This window comes from Nonomuraea wenchangensis, from assembly GCF_900111685.1.
Taxonomy (GTDB): Bacteria; Actinomycetota; Actinomycetes; order Streptosporangiales; family Streptosporangiaceae; genus Nonomuraea; species Nonomuraea wenchangensis.
In genome coordinates, this window is the sequence record NZ_FOHX01000020.1 from 22,038 (window position 1) to 41,168 (window position 19,131).

17 protein-coding genes are annotated in these 19,131 nt (G+C 71.1%); 6 read left to right on the forward strand and 11 right to left on the reverse strand.

Annotated features, from left to right (window positions below; genetic code table 11):
• Nucleotides 1–33: 33 nt before the first annotated feature.
• The 3 genes from BMW85_RS40140 to BMW85_RS40150 all read left to right on the forward strand — a co-directional run bounded on the left by BMW85_RS40140 (nucleotide 34) and on the right by BMW85_RS40150 (nucleotide 3,359).
• Nucleotides 34–729, forward strand: coding sequence for a GAF and ANTAR domain-containing protein (locus BMW85_RS40140; RefSeq protein WP_091092315.1), 696 nt, complete (start codon nucleotides 34–36; stop codon nucleotides 727–729).
• A 156-nt stretch (nucleotides 730–885) separates the two neighbouring features.
• Nucleotides 886–2,118 carry an FxsB family cyclophane-forming radical SAM/SPASM peptide maturase gene (locus BMW85_RS40145; RefSeq protein WP_342743492.1) on the forward strand — a complete coding sequence of 411 codons (1,233 nt, stop codon included), beginning with the start codon at nucleotides 886–888 and terminating at the stop codon, nucleotides 2,116–2,118.
• A complete protein-coding gene (locus tag BMW85_RS40150) occupies nucleotides 2,115–3,359 on the forward strand; it encodes an HEXXH motif domain-containing protein (RefSeq protein WP_091092319.1) in 1,245 nt (414 codons plus the stop codon). Before BMW85_RS40145 ends, BMW85_RS40150 begins: the two co-directional genes overlap by 4 nt.
• A gap of 52 nt (nucleotides 3,360–3,411) precedes the next feature.
• On the opposite strand, the gene fxsT is transcribed toward BMW85_RS40150, so the two are convergent.
• On the reverse strand, nucleotides 3,412–5,925 hold the full coding sequence (gene fxsT, locus BMW85_RS40155) for an FxSxx-COOH system tetratricopeptide repeat protein (RefSeq protein ID WP_177241127.1): 2,514 nt from the start codon (nucleotides 5,923–5,925) through the stop codon (nucleotides 3,412–3,414).
• A gap of 161 nt (nucleotides 5,926–6,086) precedes the next feature.
• Here fxsT and fxsA point away from each other — a divergent pair, with 161 nt between their 5' ends.
• Nucleotides 6,087–6,272, forward strand: a complete 186-nt coding sequence (fxsA, locus tag BMW85_RS40160) for an FxSxx-COOH cyclophane-containing RiPP peptide (RefSeq protein WP_091092323.1) — start codon at nucleotides 6,087–6,089, stop codon at nucleotides 6,270–6,272.
• Between the two features lie 52 nt (nucleotides 6,273–6,324).
• Here fxsA and BMW85_RS40165 read toward each other — a convergent pair whose 3' ends face one another.
• Complete coding sequence (locus BMW85_RS40165) at nucleotides 6,325–7,608, reverse strand: MFS transporter (protein WP_091092324.1); 1,284 nt, start codon at nucleotides 7,606–7,608, stop codon at nucleotides 6,325–6,327.
• Between the two features lie 389 nt (nucleotides 7,609–7,997).
• Between BMW85_RS40165 and BMW85_RS40170 the strand changes: the two genes are divergently transcribed.
• Nucleotides 7,998–8,741, forward strand: coding sequence for an AAC(3) family N-acetyltransferase (locus BMW85_RS40170; RefSeq protein ID WP_091092326.1), 744 nt, complete (start codon nucleotides 7,998–8,000; stop codon nucleotides 8,739–8,741).
• A gap of 13 nt (nucleotides 8,742–8,754) precedes the next feature.
• Here the strand turns inward: BMW85_RS40170 and BMW85_RS40175 are convergent, their stop codons facing one another.
• The 6 genes from BMW85_RS40175 to BMW85_RS40200 all read right to left on the reverse strand — a co-directional run bounded on the left by BMW85_RS40175 (nucleotide 8,755) and on the right by BMW85_RS40200 (nucleotide 15,580).
• The gene (locus BMW85_RS40175) at nucleotides 8,755–9,237 is read right to left on the reverse strand and encodes a GNAT family N-acetyltransferase (RefSeq protein WP_091092328.1); all 483 of its coding nucleotides are present in this window, start codon (nucleotides 9,235–9,237) and stop codon (nucleotides 8,755–8,757) included.
• Between the two features lie 163 nt (nucleotides 9,238–9,400).
• Entirely contained in the window at nucleotides 9,401–10,138 is a 738-nt protein-coding gene (gene dapB, locus BMW85_RS40180) for a 4-hydroxy-tetrahydrodipicolinate reductase (RefSeq protein WP_091092330.1), read from the reverse strand.
• A 113-nt stretch (nucleotides 10,139–10,251) separates the two neighbouring features.
• The gene (locus BMW85_RS40185) at nucleotides 10,252–11,562 is read right to left on the reverse strand and encodes a M16 family metallopeptidase (protein WP_091092333.1); all 1,311 of its coding nucleotides are present in this window, start codon (nucleotides 11,560–11,562) and stop codon (nucleotides 10,252–10,254) included.
• Nucleotides 11,559–13,907 carry a polyribonucleotide nucleotidyltransferase gene (locus tag BMW85_RS40190; protein ID WP_091092334.1) on the reverse strand — a complete coding sequence of 783 codons (2,349 nt, stop codon included), beginning with the start codon at nucleotides 13,905–13,907 and terminating at the stop codon, nucleotides 11,559–11,561. The genes BMW85_RS40185 and BMW85_RS40190 overlap by 4 nt, the downstream gene beginning before the upstream one ends.
• A 296-nt stretch (nucleotides 13,908–14,203) precedes the next feature.
• Nucleotides 14,204–14,473 (reverse strand): 30S ribosomal protein S15, encoded by a 270-nt coding sequence (gene rpsO / locus BMW85_RS40195; RefSeq protein WP_091092336.1) that lies wholly within the window; start codon nucleotides 14,471–14,473, stop codon nucleotides 14,204–14,206.
• Between the two features lie 180 nt (nucleotides 14,474–14,653).
• A complete protein-coding gene (locus BMW85_RS40200) occupies nucleotides 14,654–15,580 on the reverse strand; it encodes a bifunctional riboflavin kinase/FAD synthetase (RefSeq protein WP_091092337.1) in 927 nt (308 codons plus the stop codon).
• Between the two features lie 81 nt (nucleotides 15,581–15,661).
• Here BMW85_RS40200 and BMW85_RS40205 point away from each other — a divergent pair, with 81 nt between their 5' ends.
• Nucleotides 15,662–16,705 (forward strand): TRM11 family SAM-dependent methyltransferase, encoded by a 1,044-nt coding sequence (locus tag BMW85_RS40205; protein ID WP_091092339.1) that lies wholly within the window; start codon nucleotides 15,662–15,664, stop codon nucleotides 16,703–16,705.
• An 11-nt stretch (nucleotides 16,706–16,716) separates the two neighbouring features.
• Here the strand turns inward: BMW85_RS40205 and truB are convergent, their stop codons facing one another.
• Genes truB through rbfA form a run of 3 tightly spaced genes read right to left on the reverse strand, consistent with a single transcriptional unit; the run spans nucleotide 16,717 to nucleotide 19,100 of the window.
• Nucleotides 16,717–17,586 carry a tRNA pseudouridine(55) synthase TruB gene (truB, locus tag BMW85_RS40210; protein ID WP_091092340.1) on the reverse strand — a complete coding sequence of 290 codons (870 nt, stop codon included), beginning with the start codon at nucleotides 17,584–17,586 and terminating at the stop codon, nucleotides 16,717–16,719.
• Complete coding sequence (locus BMW85_RS40215; protein WP_091092342.1) at nucleotides 17,587–18,618, reverse strand: DHH family phosphoesterase; 1,032 nt, start codon at nucleotides 18,616–18,618, stop codon at nucleotides 17,587–17,589.
• A complete protein-coding gene (gene rbfA / locus BMW85_RS40220) occupies nucleotides 18,615–19,100 on the reverse strand; it encodes a 30S ribosome-binding factor RbfA (RefSeq protein ID WP_091092344.1) in 486 nt (161 codons plus the stop codon). Before rbfA ends, BMW85_RS40215 begins: the two co-directional genes overlap by 4 nt.
• Nucleotides 19,101–19,131 lie beyond the last annotated feature (31 nt).

Consider the following 19,131-nt stretch of genomic DNA (forward strand, 5'->3'; position numbering starts at 1 on the left):
GAGGGATCTTCGTTGAACCGGCCTAGTGTCCCCATGGACATCGAGGAGTTCGAACGGGCGCTCGGCGACTGCCTCTCCATCGCCGGCCGCGCCATGCCCGATTCCCCCATGATGAGCATCGCGCTGCGCGACGAGGGCGGGCTGCGTACGGTCGCCTGCTCCGACGCGCGCGCCGAGCTGCTCGACGAGCTGCAGTCGGTCACCGGTCAGGGGCCCTGCGTCGACGCGCTCGACACGGGCGAGCCCGTCACCTCGGCCGACCTGGCGGCCGACCCCCGCTGGTCGCGGTTCTCCGCCGAGGCCGGGCTGCGCAGCCTGCACGCCGAGCCGCTGAAGTCCGAGGGCCTGCTGCTGGGCGTCCTGACGCTCTACTCGGGCGAGCGGGGCGGCTTCGCCGAGGCGACGCGCGTGACGGCGCGGGTGACGGCCGAGCACATCGGCGTGCTGTTCCGCACCGCGCTCGGCGCGGCCCGGATGAAGGAGGTGGCCGCGCAGCTCAAGGAGGCGCTCAACACGCGAGCGGTGATCGACCAGGCGCTCGGCATCGTGATGGCGCAGCGCCGCTGCACCTCGCAGCAGGCGTTCGAGATGCTGCGGCACGTCTCCCAGGACCGCAACATCAAGGTCTACCAGGTGGCGGCGGGCATCGTACGGAAGGTGACCGGGGAGGCGCCGCAACGCCCGCGTTTCGAGGATCCGCCGCCGCGGGTGCGTCCCCGGACGCGGTGAACACCCTTCCGCCCCAAAAATCCACGATATTTATCGACTTTTCCGGGAATGGCGTCATAACCCGGGAGCATTCTTTTCTTGACGTCGTGAATCTTGACTGTTCGGCAAAGTGGGTGAAAATAGAGCGGGGTGCATCACGACGCTAAGAGGTAGCCGTTGTCACTCAGCCCTGAGCCGGAACTCTCGCACGCCACAGGGTTCCCGGACCTCCTCGACGTCGACGCGTTATTGGCGGGAGGCTGGCGCCCGCTCGCCTTCCAGCAGTTCATCCTCAAGGTCCACAGCCGCTGCGACCTGGCCTGCCACCACTGCTACGTGTACGAGATGGCCGACCAGAGCTGGCGCGAGCAGCCGCGCAGGATGTCCGACGCGATCGCCGACCGCGCGATCGAGCGCATCGCCGAGCACGCCGCCGCGCACGACCTCGGCGAGATCGACGTCATCCTGCACGGCGGCGAGCCGCTGCTGGCCGGCCCCGAGCTCATCGCCCGGATCGTACGAGGGGTGCGCGGCGCGGTGGCCACGGGCACCCGCGTCAACGCCCACATCCAGACGAACGGCGTACGCCTGCACGACGACTACCTACGCCTGTTCGAGTCGCTGGAGATCCGGATCGGGGTCAGCCTGGACGGCGACGCGGAGGGCCAGGACCGCCACCGCCGCTTCGCCGACGGGCGCGGCAGCCACGCCCTGGTCAGCGAGTCGCTGCGGCGGCTGAGCGAGGGGCCTTATCACCATCTGTTCAGCGGCCTCCTCTGCACTGTTGACGTGCGCAACGACCCGATCCGCACCTACGAGGCGCTGCTGGAGTTCGACCCGCCGGCGATCGACTTCCTGCTGCCGCACGGCAACTGGGCGGAGCCGCCGCCGTTCCGTGAGCCGGACTCCCCCGGCACCCCCTACGCCGACTGGCTGATCCAGATCTTCGACCGCTGGTACGACAGCCCGGTGCTGCAGACCGACGTCCGCCTGTTCAGGGAGATCATGCGGCTGCTGATGGGCGGCCAATCGCGTGCGGAGAACGTGGGCCTGTCCCCGGTGCGCATGGTCGTCATCGAGACCGACGGCGGCATCGAGCAGTCCGACAGCCTGAAGAGCGCTTTCCAGGGCGCGGCCAGGACCCCGCTGCACGTGCTGCGCGACCCCCTGGACCACGCCCTGCTGCATCCCGCCATCGTCGCCCGCCAGATCGGCGAGCTGGCGCTGTCGTCCACCTGCCGCCGCTGCGACCTCGTCTCGGTCTGCGGCGGCGGCCAGTACGCCCACCGCTACAGCCCGCTCACCGGCTTCGCCGAGCCGTCGGTCTACTGCCCCGACCTCTACCGGCTGATCAGCCACATCGGGGCGCGCTGCGGGCGGGACGTGGCCCGGCTGAGAGCAGGGCGATGAGACCCGTCACGCACCGGTTGTCCGCCGCCGCGTTCGCCGAGCTGGCCACGGGCGGCGGCGGCGCGGACGCCCTGGCCGAGCTGCGCGCCGCCCAGACGAGCAAACATCGCCTGCTGGTACGCCTGGCCGCCGAGGAGTCCGGCACCGCCGCCCGCGCCTACGAGGCGCTGGCCGAGCTGGAGGCGGGCGCGCCCGCCGAGGTGAGCGCCTGCCTGTGCCATTCCGCGGTGGGCGCGTGGGCGCTGCGGGCCTGCCGTGGCCAGGCCGACCCCGGCCGGCTGGCCGCGGTCGCGCTGGCCGCGGCCGTGCGAGCCGGGGCGGCGTGCCGGCTGGAGGTCCCGGTGCCCGGCGGCCGGCTCGTGCTGCCCTCCCTCGGCCTGCTGACCCTGCCGCCCGGCGGCCCGGACCGGATCACGGCCGCCGTCGAGCCGACGGACGGCGGCGCGCGGATCCACGCCGGGGGGCGCGCTTTCCCGGTGCGTCCCGGCCGCGACGGGCAGGACTGGCAGGCCCTGCACCGGATGTCCTTCGGCCCGGACACCACCATGACCGTGGACGACCTCGACCCCTATCGGTGGCTGGGCGACGACGTGGCAGGCCGCCTGCCCCCGGCCCGGCGGCGGCGCTGGAGCACCTGTCTCGGCCAGGCGTGGGAGATCCTGCGGGCGCGCCACGCCACGGTGGCCGAGGAGGTCGGCGCAGTTGTCTCGGTGCTCACGCCGATCCTCGGCACCGCCCTGGAACAGCGCAGCGCCTCCGCGCGCGACCTCTTCGGCACGATCGCCCTGTCCGACCCCGTGGACGGGATCGGCATGGCGCTCACGCTGACGCACGAGCTCCAGCACATCAAGCTGTACGCGCTGACCGACCTCGTCACGCTCACCCTGCCGGACGACGGGCGCCGCTTCTACGCCCCCTGGCGGCCCGATCCGCGTCCGCTGCACGGGCTGCTGCACGGCGCGTACGCGCATGCCGCCGTCGCGGCCTTCTGGCGGCGGCACCTCGCCGACCCGGAGCACGGGGCGAAGGCCGAGGTGGAGTTCGCCCGCTGGCGCGAGGCTTCCACGCAGGTCACGGCGACGCTGCTGGACAGCGGCGGCCTGACCGAGGAGGGCACGCGTTTCGTCGGCACGCTGCGCGACACGCTCGCGGGCCTGGACGGCGAGCCCGTGAGCGCGGGCGCGGCGGCGCGGGCCCGCCTGATGGCTGAGGCCCACCGCCGCTCCCACGGCCCCGGATGAGGCAGGCCGGCTCCGCCCCCGGGGTGAGGTGGGTCAGCCCGGGTGAGGCAGGTCAGATGGGCGGCGGGTCGAAGTCGCAGTTGAGCCGTTCGCCCGCGAGCAGCCCCAGCGCGTCGGGATGCTCGCGCCCCATGGCCAGCTCGAAGCGCTGCGTCGTCTCGGCGAGCAGCCGTTTGGATTCCTCGCTCGCCCCGACGGCCTCCAGGTCGAGGCAGAGGTTGGCCGCGCAGATGAGGCTGAGGTAGTGGTCGGCGGAGAAGCCGGCCTGGACGATCCGCAGGTTCTCCTCGCCGACGGCGCGCGCGTCCTCGTGCCTGCCGAGCGCGGCGAGGTCGTTCTGGAGGTTGATCGCGCAGCTCACGGTGTAGTCGTGGTCGCGGCCGACGCGGGCGGTGAGCCCGGCCAGCGCCCGCTCGTCCAGCGCGAGGGCGGCCTCGGGGTTGCCCGTGAGGCGGAGGAGCAGGGCGTGGTTGATCCGCGCCGCGTGGGTGAACGGGTGATCGTCGCCGAAGACCGCCGGGTAGAGCCGCAGGGCCCGCTCGGTGATCTCCAGCGCCTCGTCCAGCTCGCCGACGGCGCGCAGCACGTTGGCCAGGCCGAAGGCGGCGGCCAGTGTGTAGGCGTGCTCGTCGCCGAACAGCCGGCGCGAACGGATGTGGGTGTCCCGCATGAGCTGCAGGGCCTCGGGCAGCCTGCCCACGCGGCGCAGGCAGACCGCGAAGTCCTTGGCCGCGAGCAGCGTGCTCGGGTGGTCCTCGCCCAGGCTCGCCACGCCGTAGGAGTAGGCCTCCTCGGCCAGGTCGGTGGCCACCTCGAACTGGCCGTTCAGGCGGACGGCCCGGCTGAGGTTGGTCCACGTGAGCAGCAGCACCCGGCGGCCGATGCCCTCCATGCTGCTCTGCTTGAGGTAGACGTCCTGGAGCAGCTCGCTGGCCCGGTCGTAGTCGCTGGTCAGGGTGTAGTCGAGGGCGAGGCTGTGGCGGGCGCGCAGGGTCAGCGGGTCGCTGTCGCCGTAGAGGCGCTCGTAGGTCTCGGACGCCTCCGCGTCCAGCTTCTGGGCCTGGGAGAACTCGCCCCGGCCGCGCAGGGCGCCGGCGTAGCCGATCTTTGCCCACAACGTCTCGGAGTGGTCGGCGCCGAGCGTGTCGGTCATCAGGGCGAAGGTCTCGGCGACGAGCTGGACGGACTTGGTGTACTGGGCGAGCTGCAGGTAGACGTTGGACAGGTGGACGCGGGCGACCAGCACGTCCTTGTGGTCGAGGCCGTCTACCTGGGTCCACTTCGCGATGTACTCGTTGATCAGCGCCTGCGCCTGGCGGTAGCTGCCGCGTACGTACAGGTAGCGCACCAGGTCGAGGGCGAACCTGCGGACGCTCGGCACCGTGCAGTCGATCAGGCCGGACGGCTCCAGGTGCGCGGCCAGCTCCTCGTAGCGGGGCCAGTTGACCGTGTCGTCGGGGTCGGCGGGTGCGGTGCCCGACAGCAGCAGGTGGACCTCGTGGCGCAGCTCTGCGCGGTCCTTCTCCGGGGTCTCGTCGCGCAGCAGGGCCTGGTTGAGCCGGTGGACCTGGAGGGTGCGTACGGACGGCTCCACCTTGACCAGGGCCAGCCGCTCCAGCTGGCTCAGCGCGTTGGTGAGCGTGATCGGGTCGGAGAGGATGGGCCCGAGACGCGGGCCGACCGCGCGGTTGCCCCGGCGGAAGACGTCGCGCGGGATGGGCTCGGGGCCGAAGAACGCGCAGCAGCGCAGCACCTCGACGGCGGCGGGAAGGGTCTTCTGCAGCTGGTCGACCGACAGGCGCCACGCCGCCGTCATGGAGGTCGGGTAGGTGGGTGACTTCTCCAGCTCCAGCAGCCTGCTGGTCTGCTCCTGCAGCAGCTCCAGGTAGTCCTCCACCGGCATCAGGGTGCGGACCAGCAGGGCCGCGGCCTGTTCGAGCGCGATCGGCAGGTCTCCGAGCTGCTCGGCGATGCGGTCGGCCTCGTCGAGGCTGACCGTCTCGTTGAGGCGCCTGCGGAGGAAGGCCACGCTCTCCTCACGCCTGAAGACGTCCACCTGGATCGTGGGCTCGTGGTCGCTCCAGCGCGAGTTGCGCGAGGTGATGATGACGTGGCCGGGGCCTCGCGGGATGAACTCCTTGACGAACTCGGGTTCTTCGGCGTTGTCGAAGATCACCAGCCAGCCGCGGTACGGTGACCCGCTCTCCAGCGCGCGGATGACCTCCTGGGCGGTCTTCTCCACGCCGGTGCTGCTCGCGGGGGGCAGGCCGAGCTTCGGCGCCATGTCCGCCAGCGTCGAGGGCACCAGCAGGGGCTGGTCGGCGGAGACCCAGAGGACCAGGTCGTAGTGGGCGCGGTATTGCCAGGCGTACTCGATGGCCAGCTGCGTCTTGCCGACGCCGCCGAGGCCCTGGAGCGCCCGCGGCTGCGCGACGACCGCGGTCACGGTGTTGATGCTTTTTCTCAGTGCCGTGAGGAGGTCCTTGCGGCCGGTGAAGTTCGGATTGCGATTGGGCACGCGTTCCCAGACCTGAGAGCTCTGCGGCGGCAGGAAATTCTCCGACACGTCGGTCCTCCGCTTCATATCCGAAGAGGTGAGGCAACCGTAGAACCCCATACTAGAGGTTGATTAGCGCACCGCGCTGTCACAGAATGCTAAATAGCCCCAATGAAGAACGCGCCCGCGCATCGGTTCCTGTGCGGGCGACCGAAACGGATGGAGTGCGCATGCGTGACGGGCATCAGAAGCAGGGCACGTTGATCGACGTCAGCGCTCTTTCCTTGGCGGACATGCTGTCGGTGGAAAGCGCGGCGCTCCGCGCGGCGATGACGTCCTGCCTGGACGAGGGCGGCGACGTCGCGGCCTTCGGCAACTCCCTGGCGGGGCTGTCCACCGAGCTCCGCGCTCGATGACGGCACGCGGGATTTCCGCGACGCGCCTTTTTTGATGAATGGCCGGGGAAACTCACCTTTCGACCCCGGGCGAGGGCACGAGGTCCCGAGACGGGCGGTGTGCCCCGAGCAGCTTCGGCAGTCTCGGCAGCTCGGGCCTCGGCAGGTCGGGCGGCAGCAGCGGGGTCAACCGCGCGCCTATCGGCGGCCAGCCGCTCAGTGCCGCCGCGGTCAGCATGAGCAGGCACAACACCGCCGAGCCGCCCTGCACGTCGCCCCAGGCCACCATGAAGCCGCCCAGGGGCGCGGCGAAGCAGAACGCACCGTACGAGGAGAGGCGTGACACGCCGACGACCCGGGCCAGCGTCGCCGGATCGACCTTGTGGACCTCCACCGACCTGATCGCCACGTTGCTGAGCGCGCCCCCGATGCCCGTGGCCACCAGAGCCAGGGCGAAGAAGTAGGACGGCAGGCTCACGTACGTGCCGAACGCCGCCAGCACGAGCGCGAACGCCCAGATCCACAGGTGCAGCCGCAGCACGCCGCGCAGAGGCGGCAGGACGACCGACAGGGCCGAGCCCAGCACGCCGCCCACCCCTCCCGCCGCCAGCACGATCCCGACCTTGAGCGAGGACATGTCCCCGGACCCCGCGACGTAGATCATGATCAGGGTGTTGACCATGAGGTTGGTGAAGGTGGTCACCACGATCGAGCCGCCCAGGAACGGCAGCTTGGTGAGCTCGCGGAAGCCCTCGGCCAGGTCCCGCAGCCGTGACGGCCGGTTGGGGCCCCGGCCCGTGTCGCGCCCCCAGCCGAAGAACAGGGCGTAGGAGACCGCGAAGAGGACCGAGTTGACCACGAAGGGAACGAACCGGCCGACCCCGAAAAGATAGCCGCCGAGCGGCCGGCCGGCCAGCGAGGCGAAGTGGCTCGCGGCCTCGCTCTTGGCGAGCGCGTTGTGCATCCTGGCCGGCTGCACCATCGCGGGCAGCAGGGCCGACTCCGCCAGGGTGTAGAGCACCCAGAGGCTGCCCTCGACCGCCGCGGCCAGCAGGAGGTGCGTGAGCGACGGCCCGCCGAACATCATGGCGACCAGCACGGAGGCCACGCTGAGCAGGCGACCGGCCTCCACGCACAGGATGACCCGGCGGGGTGAGATCCGGTCGACCAGAAAGCCGCCGGGCACGTAGAAGAGCAGGATGGGGAGGGTGAGCGCGAATCCGGCCCAGCCTGCGGCGGCGGGTGAGGACGTCTGCACCAGGGCGAGAAGCGGATAGGCGACACCGAGCGTGCGCGTACCGACTGTCGAAATGGCCGAACCAGCCCAAATCGGGGCGATTCCGGACCTTATCGGCATTTTTTGCGCTTTATGCCGCGTTTGGCCAACCGTCTCGTCCACGCCCCCTGCCTTTTCGAACCCGACCTTTCGGTCATAAGCGGTCGAGCATGACACAAGCCGCCTCTTACATGGGGGATGGGACTACTTACCAGCTATTTACCAGCCGCGACCCGTTGCAGTATAGGGGACAACACCCTGCCGTACGCATCCGGCACCCCTTCTGGTCCGTCACTATACCGTCGCCAGCGTGGCATTTATGCCGCCATGATCAACAGAACGGCTAAGAATGACCAAACAGCCTCGACAGCACCCCCTGCGCCTGATCGGATGATCTTGTGACCACTAAGAGCCTTAAGTGCCCGATATACACCTTTAACGCCCTGAGTCGTGATTTTTCAGCTCTTGGTGTGGCTTTCGGTCAGGTCGTGATGCTGCACTCCTCGCTGCGCCAGGTCGGTCCCACCGAAGGCGGGGCCGCCACCGTGGTCGCGGCCCTGCGCGGGCTGCTCGGCGACGGCGGCACGCTCGCCGTCCCCGCCGGCACCGCCGGGAACTCCGACACCTCGCCCCTCTACCGGGCGGCGGTGGCCGGGATGACGCCCGAGGAGGTCGCCGCCTACCGCGAACGCATGCCGGCCTTCGATCCCGCCACCACGCCGTCGCAGGGGATGGGAGTGATCGCCGAGCACGTACGTACGCTGCCGGGAGCGCGGCGCAGCGCGCACCCGCACACCTCGATCGCCGCCGTCGGGCCCAGGGCGGCGGAGATCACCGACGGGCACGCGCGGGACTGCCTGCTCGGCGAGCGCTCCCCCCTCGCCCGCCTGTACGACGCCGACGCCCAGGTGCTGCTGCTCGGCGTCGGCTACGACCGGTGCACCGCCTTCCACCTGGCCGAATACCGGTGCGCCGACCACCCGCCACGGCGCACCTACCGGGCCGTGGTGGACGACGGGGACGGGCGACGGTGGGTCGAGTTCGAGGACCTGAAGCTGGACGCGAGCGACTTCAGCACGCTCGGGGCCGCGTTCGAGCGGACGGGGGCGGTGCGGAGGGGACAGGTGGGGGCGGCCGAGGCGCGGCTGTTCTCCCTACGGGCCGCCGTGGACCACGCCACCGGTTGGCTCACCACCCACCGCCCCCGCCCTTAGACGCCCATGGCAGTCAGGCAGTGGCGGCGCTCATCACCACGCGGGGCGCGACCTCCAGGCCGAGCTCGCGCTCGTGCTCCACCAGCGCGCGCAGCTCCGGCCCCCACTCCTCCGGCGGGAGGACGGCGAAGCCGTGACGGGTGTACCAGGGGGCGTTCCACGGGACGTCGCGGTAGGTGGTCAGCGTCACGCGCGGGGCTCCGACGGCGCGGGCGTGGTCGAGGACGGCCGTCACGAGCCGCCCGCCGATGCCGCGGCGCATGCTCTCAGGGTGCACGGCGAGCTGGTCGAGATGGAGGTGCCCGTCCACCTGGCCCATCAGCGCGAACCCGGCCGGCGGCTCGCCCTCGACCAGGACGCGCCCGGGATCGCCGGCCTCCTCGATCATCGTCGTGCCCGGCGGGAACGTGATGCCGACCTGCTCGAACAGCCGGTCGGCCGCCAGCTCGACCGACACCAGACCGGGGAGTTCTTCCGGATCAGCCCATCGCACCACGCCGACACGATCTCATCCTTCGGGCCGATCGCGCACGCCGTTATTAATGTGGGTGATCGTAGGCCCGGCTGTGCGGAGTCGGGACCCTCTCCTCACGGCGTGCCCACCGGCCCATCGCCTGGTGGGCACGTCGTGCGGCCGTGCCGGTCGCAGGTCGGGCCGGTCACAGGTCGAGCAGGGGCTCCAGGCCGATCGTGAGGCCGGGAAGCTCGCGCACCCGGCGGACCCCGAGCAGGACGCCCGGCGTGAACGCCGACCGGCTCATCGTGTCGTGGCGGATCGTGAGGATCTCGCCGTCGCCGCCCAGCAGGACCTCCTGGTGCGCGATGAGGCCGGCCAGGCGCACCGCGTGCACGCGCACACCGCCGACGTCTGCCCCGCGGGCTCCGTCGAGCGAGGTGCTGGTCGCGTCGGGCATCGCACCCGTGCCGGCCTTGGCGCGGGCCTCGGCCACCAGCTCCGCGGTACGGCGGGCGGTGCCGGACGGGGCGTCGGCCTTGTTGGGGTGGTGCAGCTCGACGATCTCGACCGACTCGAAGTAGCGGGCCGCCTGCTGGGCGAAGTGCATCATGAGCACGGCGGCGATGCCGAAGTTGGGGGCGATCAGGCAGTTGGTGCCGGGATTCTCGCCCAGCCAGGCGCGTACGGTCGCCAGCCGCCCCTCGTCGAACCCCGTCGTCCCCACGACGGGATGGATGCCGTGGGAGATCGCCCATTCGAGGTTGCCCATGACGACGTCGGGGTGGGTGAAGTCGACCACCACCTCCGCGCCCGTGAGCCCTTCGACGGGGTCGTCCTTGTCGAGCGCGGCAACCAGCTCCATGTCGGGGGCCGCCTCGACCGCCTTGCACACCTCGACGCCCACGCGCCCGAGCGCGCCCAGCACACCTACCCTGATCACAGGGCAACCCTATCCCAAGGCACGCGAACGGCCCCCGCGCCGGGCGGGCGCGAGGGCCGTCCACCGCCGTCCACCGCCGTTCGACAGCCGTTTCGCTGCCGATCCGCCGGCGTTCAGCGGATCGCGTCGGTGAAGTCCTTGTCGCCGTACGGGCCGATCACGGCGAGCGTGAGCGGCCGGTTGAGCACGTCGCGGGCGATCTCGTCGATCTCCTCGGAGGTGACCGCCTCGATGCGCGCCAGCACCTCGTCCACCGACATGAGCTCCTCGTAGACGAGCTCGTTCTTGCCGATCCTGGACATGCGCGAGCCGGTGTCCTCCAGCCCGAGCACGAGGCCGCCGCGCATCTGGCCCTTGCCGCGCCCGATCTCCTCCTCGCTCAGCCCTTCGGCGACCACCCGGGCCACCTCGTCCCGGCAGATCTTGAGCACGTCGTCGATCTTCGTCGGCAGGCAGCCGACGTAGATGCCGAACTGCCCGGTGTCGGCGTAGGCGGAGGTGTAGCTGTAGGCGGAGTACGCCAGCCCGCGCTTCTCCCTGATCTCCTGGAACAGCCGCGACGACATGCCGCCGCCGAGCGCCGCGTTGAGCACGCCCAGCGCGAAGCGGCGGTCGTCGGTCCGGGACAGGCCGGTGGTGCCGAGCACCAGGTTGGCCTGCTCGGTGGGCCGGTCGAGCACCCGCACGCCGGGACGCGGGCCGGCGCCGGGGCCGCTGGTGCGCGGCGGTTCGTACTCGGCGGGGCCGCTCAGCGCGCCGGCCCGCTCGTACGCCCGCGCGACCAGCTCGACGACCTCCTCATGCCGGACGTTGCCGGCGACGGAGACCACGGTGCGGCGCGGCCGGTAGTAGCGGTGGTAGTACTCGGCGATGCGCTCGCGCCCGAGCGTGTTGATCGACTCGACCGTGCCGAGGATGGGCCGGCCGATCGGCGAGTCGCCGTAGAGCGCCGCGGCGAACTGCTCGTGCACGACGTCGGACGGGTCGTCGTCGTGCATGGCGATCTCCTCCAGGATCACGCCCCGCTCGGACTCCACGTCGTCCTCGGTCACCAGCGAGCTGGTCACCACGTCGGCGAGGACGTCCACCGCGAGCGGCAGGTCCTCGTCGAGCACCCGCGCGTAGTAGCAGGTGTATTCCTTGGCGGTGAAGGCGTTGATCTCGCCGCCGATGCCCTCGACGGAGGCCGAGATCTCCATCGCGTCCCGCGTGGGGGTGCCCTTGAACAGCAGGTGTTCGAGGAAGTGGGTGGCGCCCATGTGCTCGGGGGCCTCGTCCCGCGAGCCGATGCCGACCCACATGCCGACCGCGACGCTACGCACGGTCGGCATGGTCTCGGTCACCACACGCAGCCCACCGGGGAGGACGGTGCGCTTGACTTCCCCGGCTCCGTCCTTACCGGGGTGCAGCGTGGTGGTGTTCACGAGTTGCGGTCGTCCCCCTCGCCGTTGGCCGAGCCGCGGGTGCGCACGCGGGTGCGGGTGCGGCGCGGGCGCTCCGAACGGTCCTCGGCGGGCGCGGCGTCGGCGTCGGCCTGCGGGGCCTCGCCCTCGTCGCCCTCGCCGGCCGTGGCGGCCTTGGCCTCGCGCTCGGCGGCCTCCTTCTCGATGACCTCGACCGGAACCAGGGACAGCTTGCCCCGGCCGTCGATCTCGGCGATCTCGACCTGGATCTTCTCGCCGACGCCCATGACGTCCTCGACGTTCTCGATCCGCTTGCCGCCGTGCAGCTTGCGGATCTGCGAGACGTGCAGCAGGCCGTCCTTGCCGGGCATGAGCGAGACGAACGCGCCGAAGGCGGCGATCTTGACGACCGTGCCCAGGTAGCGCTCGCCGACCTCCGGCATGTGCGGGTTGGCGATGGCGTTGATCGCCGACCGGGCCGCCTCGGCGGACGGGCCGTCGGTGGCGCCGATGTAGATCGTGCCGTCGTCCTCGATGGTGATCTCGGCGCCCGTGTCGTCCTGGATCTGGTTGATCATCTTGCCCTTCGGGCCGATGACCTCGCCGATCTTGTCTACCGGGACCTTGATCGTGATGATGCGCGGCGCGGTCGGGTTCATCTCGGCCGGCCGGTCGATGGCCTCCTGCATGACGTCGAGGATCGCCAGGCGGGCGCCCTTGGCCTGCTTGAGCGCGCCGGCCAGCACGGAGGCCGGGATGCCGTCGAGCTTGGTGTCGAGCTGCAGGGCGGTGATGACGTCACGGGTGCCGGCGACCTTGAAGTCCATGTCGCCCATGGCGTCCTCGGCGCCGAGGATGTCGGTGAGCGTGACGTAGTCGTCGCCCTCGCCGATCAGGCCCATCGCGATGCCCGCGACCATCTCCTTGAGCGGCACGCCGGCGTCCAGCAGCGACATCGTCGAGGCGCAGACCGAGCCCATCGAGGTCGAGCCGTTGGAGCCGAGCGCCTCGGAGACCTGGCGGATGGCGTACGGGAACTCCTCGCGCGTCGGCAGCACGGGGATCAGCGCCCGCTCGGCCAGCGCGCCGTGGCCGATCTCGCGCCGCTTGGGCGAGCCCACGCGGCCGGTCTCGCCCGTGGAGTAGGGCGGGAAGTTGTAGTTGTGCATGTAGCGCTTGGTGCGGTCGGGGTTGAGCGTGTCGATGACCTGCTCCATGCGCAGCATGTTGAGGGTGGTGATGCCCATGATCTGGGTCTCGCCACGCTCGAACAGCGCCGAGCCGTGCACCCGCGGCACCACGTGGACCTCGGCGGACAGCTCACGGATGTCCTTGGTGCCGCGGCCGTCGATGCGTACGCCCTCGCTGACCACGCGGGCGCGCATCAGCTTCTTCATCACGGCGCGGAAAGCGGCGCCGATCTCCTTCTCGCGGCCCTCGAACTCGGGCAGCAGCTTCTCGGCGGCGAGCGCCTTGACCTTGTCGAGCTCGTTCTCGCGCTCCTGCTTGCCTGCGATGGTGAGCGCGGCGGCCAGCTCGTTCTTGATCGCGGCCTCGACGGCGGCGTAGGTGTCGTCCTGGTAGTCGAGGAAGACCGGGTATTCGGCGGTCTCCTTGGCCGCGACCTGCGCGATGCGCGACTGCGCCTCGCACAGCACCTTGATGAACGGCTTCGCGGCGTCCAGGCCCTGCGCCACGGCCTCCTCGTTGGGCGCGACCGCGCCCTCGGCGACCAGCTTGAGCGTGTCCTTGGTGGACTCGGCCTCGACCATCATGATCGCGACGTCGCCGTCGGCCAGCACCCGGCCGGCCACCACCATGTCGAACGTGGCCCGCTCCAGCTCGGGATGCGTCGGGAAGGCCACCCACTGGCCGTCGATCAGCGCGACCCGCACGCCGCCGATCGGACCGGAGAACGGCAGCCCGGCGAGCTGCGTGGACAGCGAAGCGGCGTTGATGGCGACCACGTCGTAGAGGTGGTCGGGGTGCAGCGCCATGACGGTGGCGACGACCTGCACCTCGTTGCGCAGGCCCTTGACGAACGACGGGCGCAGCGGCCGGTCGATCAGCCGGCAGGTGAGGATGGCGTCCTCGGACGGCCGGCCCTCACGGCGGAAGAACGAGCCGGGGATGCGGCCCGCCGCGTACATGCGCTCCTCGACGTCGACCGTCAGCGGGAAGAAGTCGAACTGCTCCTTGGGGGTCTTGGAAGCCGTGGTGGCCGACAGGACCATGGTCTCGTTGTCGAGATAGGCGACCGCGGAGCCGGCCGCCTGACGCGCGAGACGACCGGTCTCGAACCGGATCGTACGCGTGCCGAAAGAGCCGTTGTCTATGACGGCTTCAGCGGTGTGGACACCCTCCACGGGGGACCTCCTTGTGGTCGGTCTCCCGCGCCCTTTTCTCACCGGCACCCTCGTTAGGTGCAGCGCCGGTCTTCGATCGAAGCGCCCGGTCACGTGCGTTCTTACCGGAAGCCACTACCGAGGACCGGCCCGCAGGCGTCGCGGGTCGCATGGTGCTGAGCGGACGCGGGGGCTGTGTGTCTCGGATCTTCAGTTGTACGTCAGGCGCGGGGCTGTTTTCACCTCGCCACGCGCCTCACGCTGTTGCTCTACCCATATGAAGAAGGGAGCGGCGTGCGCGCCGCTCCCTTCCCATGCTATCGGCGCAGACCGAGGCGCTCGATGAGCGTCCGGTAGCGCTGGATGTCGACCTTCTGCAGGTACTTCAGCAGACGGCGGCGACGGCCGACGAGCAGCAGCAGGCCGCGACGGCTGTGGTGGTCGTGCTTGTGCGTCTTGAGGTGCTCGGTCAGCTCGCTGATGCGCTTGCTGAGCAGCGCGATCTGCACCTCGGGCGAGCCGGTGTCGCCTTCGGCGGTGGCGTACTCGCTGATGATGTTCTTCTTGGCAGCGGTGTCGAGGGACACGGCTCTCCTTCGATCTTCGGGCACGCGTGAATGTGACAAAAGCGCGAACGACCGTGCGTGCCTACAGTCGCCGCGAGGATGGCCGACGTGGGCGAAGGCGCGAAAGCGCTGCCGTCACAGAGCCGACATGCCACGTTACCATCTCGTGCACGGTGCTCGGGCGAGCGCCGCGCCGGAGCCTCACGCGGTCAGCCGGCGGGCGGCCTCGACGTCGGCCTGGATCTGCTCGACCAGCGCCTCGATCGACTCGAAGCGGGTGTTGCCGCGCAGCCGGGCGGCGAAGTCGACCGCCACGTGCGCGCCGTAGAGCTCGAGGTCGTCGCGGTCCAGCGCGTACGCCTCCACCGTGCGCGGCACCCCCTCGAACGTCGGATTGGTGCCGACCGAGATGGCCGCCGGCCACCGCTCGCCGGGATAGAGCGCGGGCAGGTTGGCCACGGGCACGCACTCCAGCCAGCCGGCGTAGACGCCGTCGGCCGGGATCGCGGTGTGCGGGGGCGTCTCGACGTTGGCGGTGGGGAAGCCGAGCTGCCGGCCCCGCTGGTAGCCGCGCACGACGACGCCCTCCACCCGGTGCGGGCGGCCGAGCAGCGCCGCCGCGCCCTCGACGTCGCCGGCCACGATGCGCTCGCGTACGCCGGTCGAGGACACCCCGGCCACGCGGGGCAGGACCTCGACCGTGAAGTCGTACTTGTCGCCCAGCGCCCGCAAAGTCTCGACATCGCCGCCGGCGTCCCGCCCGAAGGTGAACCCCTCCCCCACTACCACGACCGCCGCCCGCAGCCGCTCGGCCAGCACCGTACGCGCGAACTCGGCCGCGTCGGCGCGCGACAGCTCCAGCGTGAACGGCACGACCTCGACCACGTCCACGCCGAGCGCGCGCAGCAGCTCAGCGCGGCGTCGGGCACCGGTCAGCCGGGCCGGATGCGTCCCGGGGCGCACGACCTCGTCGGGGTGCGGTTCGAAGGTGACGGCCACGGCGGGCAGCCCCCGCTCGCGCGCGACGGCCACGGCCCGTCCGAGGACACGCTGGTGGCCCCGGTGCACTCCGTCGTACACGCCGACGGTGACGACAGACCTACCCGAACCCTGCACGCCGGACCCCATTCGCTCGTCGCGGATCGAACCACACAAGCCTGCCACGCGCCTGGCCGTGACCTCCAACCGAGGGGGCTACACTCGGCCATCATGCCTCGATACGCGCTTCTGATCCTGCCTGCGTTCAACCGGGTCTACGCCGACAGCTCCGTCCGGCTGACGAGGAGCGAGCTGGCCGTCTTCGGCGCGCGGGGGCTGCGGGCGGAGATTTCCGGGAGTGAGGAGCGCGTGTTCGGTGGCGTCCCCTACGTCACGTTCGAGACGGCCGCGCCGCTGGCGGAGCAGGACGTCGCGCTGCTGTCCAACCTGTCGTCGGTCTACGCGCTGTTCGGTGTCGAGGGTGTCGAGGGTGAGGACGAGCAGCAGCCGCTGCTGCGCCCGCTGCCCGTACGGCCGCTCGACCGGCTGAGCAGCGACCTCATCACCATCCAGAAGTACGCCGGCAAGACCAACGAGCACTTCACCAAGCTGCTGCTCAACGTCACCGCGCTGGCCTCGGGCAAGGGCCTCGGCGAGCGGCTGTCGGTGTTCGACCCGCTCTGCGGCCGGGGGACCACGCTCAACCAGGCCCTCATGTACGGCTACGACGCCTACGGCCTCGACGTCGACGCCAAGGACTTCGAGGCATACACCGGCTTCATCAAGACCTGGCTGCGCAACAAGCGGCTCAAGCACACCGCCGAGACCGTGCCGGTGCGCCGGGAGCGGGCGCTCGTAGGGCGGCGGCTCAACGTCACGTTCGGGCCGTCGAAGGAGGCGGTCAAGCACGGCGACGTGCAGCACCTCGCCATGGTCAACGGCGACACGCTGCGGAGCAGGGAGTTCTTCAAGCCGCGCTCGTTCGACCTGGTGGTCACCGACGCGCCCTACGGCGTCCAGCACGGCAGCAAGGGCGGCTCGGGCCTGTCGCGCAGCCCGCTGGAGCTGCTGCGCCGGGCGGTGCCGATCTGGGCGGAGCTGCTGCGGCCCGGCGGGGCCATGGGCATCGCCTGGAACACCTACGGCGGCAAGCGCGAGGAGCTCGCCGCCATCCTGACCGGCGCCGGCCTGGAGGTCATGGACTACCCCGACTTCGAGCACTGGGTGGACCAGGCGATCGTGCGCGACATCATCGTCGCCACCAAGCCCGCCTAGACGAAGCCGACCTAGACGAAGACAGCGAGCGGCCTGGCCGTACGGCCCTGCTCCTCCATCAGCGCCAGCAGCGTGCCGTCCGGGCCGAACACGCCGATCGGCCCCTCGCCCAGCCCGGCCGCGGCCAGCCGGCCGCCGTGCCCGATGACCCTCGCCTCCTCGGCGGTGACGTCCCTGCGCGGGAACGCCGCGGCGACCGCCTCCCCGATGGGCAGGATCACGCACCGCTCGGCGAGCTCGTCGATCGTCCTGGCCAGCGACAGGTCGTACGGGCCGACGCGGGTGCGGCGCAGCCGCGTCAGGTGGCCGCCGACGCCGAGCGCGGCCCCGAGGTCGCGGGCCAGCGAGCGGATGTAGGTGCCGCTGGAGCAGGTGACCACGGCGTCCACGTCCACCACATCGTCATGGGCGCGTACGTCGAGCACGTCGAAGGCCCGCACCGTGACGGGCCGGGCGGCCAGCTCGACCTCCTCGCCCGCGCGCGCCATCTTGTAGGCCCGCTGCCCGTTGACCTTGATGGCGCTGACCTGCGGCGGAACCTGCATGATGGCGCCCGTCAGCGCCTCGACGCCCTTGCGGATCTCTTCGGCGGCGACGCCGGACGCCGACGCGGTCGCGGTGATCTCGCCCTCGGCGTCGTCGGTGTTGGTGGTGACGCCGAGCCGGATGGTGGCCTCGTAGACCTTCTCCGTCAGCGTCAGGTGACCGAGCAGCCGGGTGGCCTTCTCCACGCCGACCACCAGCACGCCCGTCGCCATCGGGTCGAGGGTGCCGGCGTGGCCCACGCGGCGGGTGCCCGCGAGGCGCCGCATCCTGGCCACCACGTCATGGGAGGTCCACTCGCCCGGCTTGTCGACGATGATCAGACCGCTCTCGGCCATCTACGCCTTTCCCAGCTCTCTCCTGAGGGCGGCCATGGTGTCCTCGACGCCATCGTGCGAGGTGTAGCCGGCCGCGTTGTGATGGCCGCCGCCGCCCAGGGCCGCGCACGCGGCGCCCACGTCGACGGCGCCCTTGGACCTGGTGGACACCTGCCAGGCGCCCTCGTCGTCTTCCTTGAGCACGACCGCCACCTCGGCCTCGTCGGTGCGGCGCACGACGTCGATGATGCCCTCGATCTCCGCGTACGGGAGCCCGTGCGCGGCCCGGTCGACCCGCGTGACGTACGTCCAGACCAGGTCGTCCTCCAGCCGCACCCGGTCGAGCGCCGCCGCCAGCACCTTGAGGTAGCCGAACGGCGAGCGGTCCCACAGCTCGCGGGCGATCTCGTCGGTGCGCAGCCCCGTCGCCACCAGCCTCGCCGCCATCTCATGCACGGCAGGCGTCGTGGAGGAGTAGCGGAACGAGCCGGTGTCGGTCACCAGCCCGGCGTAGAGGCAGGTGGCGATGTCACGGTCGAGCCGCCCGCCGAGCCGGTAGATGAGCTGCTCGGCCAGCATCGCCGTGGCGGCGGCGTGGGAGTCGACGAGCCCCAGCGTGCCGAACCCGGCGCCGGCCGGATGGTGGTCGACCACGATGACCTCGGCCGCCCGCGCGGTGTTGCCGCTGAGCAGCCCCAGCCGCTCGAACGTCGACGAGTCGAAGGTGATCACCAGCTCGGGCGCGGCGGGAAACTCGGCCGGCGGCACCAGCATCTCCTGCCCCGGCAGGAACCGCAGCAGGCGCGGCACCTCGAACTGCCGGTCGCCGAACGACGCGCGCACCCGCTTGCCCATCGCGCGCAGCGTGAACGCCACCGCCAGCATGGAGCCGAGCGCGTCGCCGTCGGGCGTCACGTGGCAGGCCAGCCCGATCTCGTCGGCCGAGTCGATCAGCCGCAGCGCGCGCTTCCACGCGCTCTCGGGGATGCCGTGGCCCGCGCCCGCCCGGGTCCGCGGCGGCCGGTCGGCCCGGTCGCGTACGTCCGGCGTCACGCCTGGTCGTCCCCGGCCGCGCGTTCGCTCCCCTGGAGGTCGGCGAGCTCGTCGTCGTCCTCCTCCTCTGGCTTGCGGTAGGGGTCCGGCTCGCCGGCGTAGGAGGCGCCCTGCGCCTGCCGGGCCACCTCGGCGTCGCGCGCCCGTGCCGCGCTGATGAGGTCGTCCAGGTGGCGGGCGCTGTCGGGCAGCGGGTCGTGCTTGAAGGTCAGCGTCGGGGCGAAGCGCACACCGGTCTGGCGGCCCACCTCGGAACGGATGATCCCCTTGGCGCTCTCCAGGGCGGCCGCGCTGTCGGCCCGCTCGGCCTCGGAGCCGAAAACCGTGTAGAAGACCGTCGCCTCGCGCAGGTCAGCGGTGACGCGCGTGTCGGTCACGGTGACGAAGCCGAGACGCGGGTCCTTGATCCGTCGCTCCAGCATCTCGGCGACGATCTGCTGGATGCGGTCGGCGAGCTTGCGCGCTCGTGCGGCATCCACCATGTTGGCTCCCCCTCACGCACGATCTGGCCGT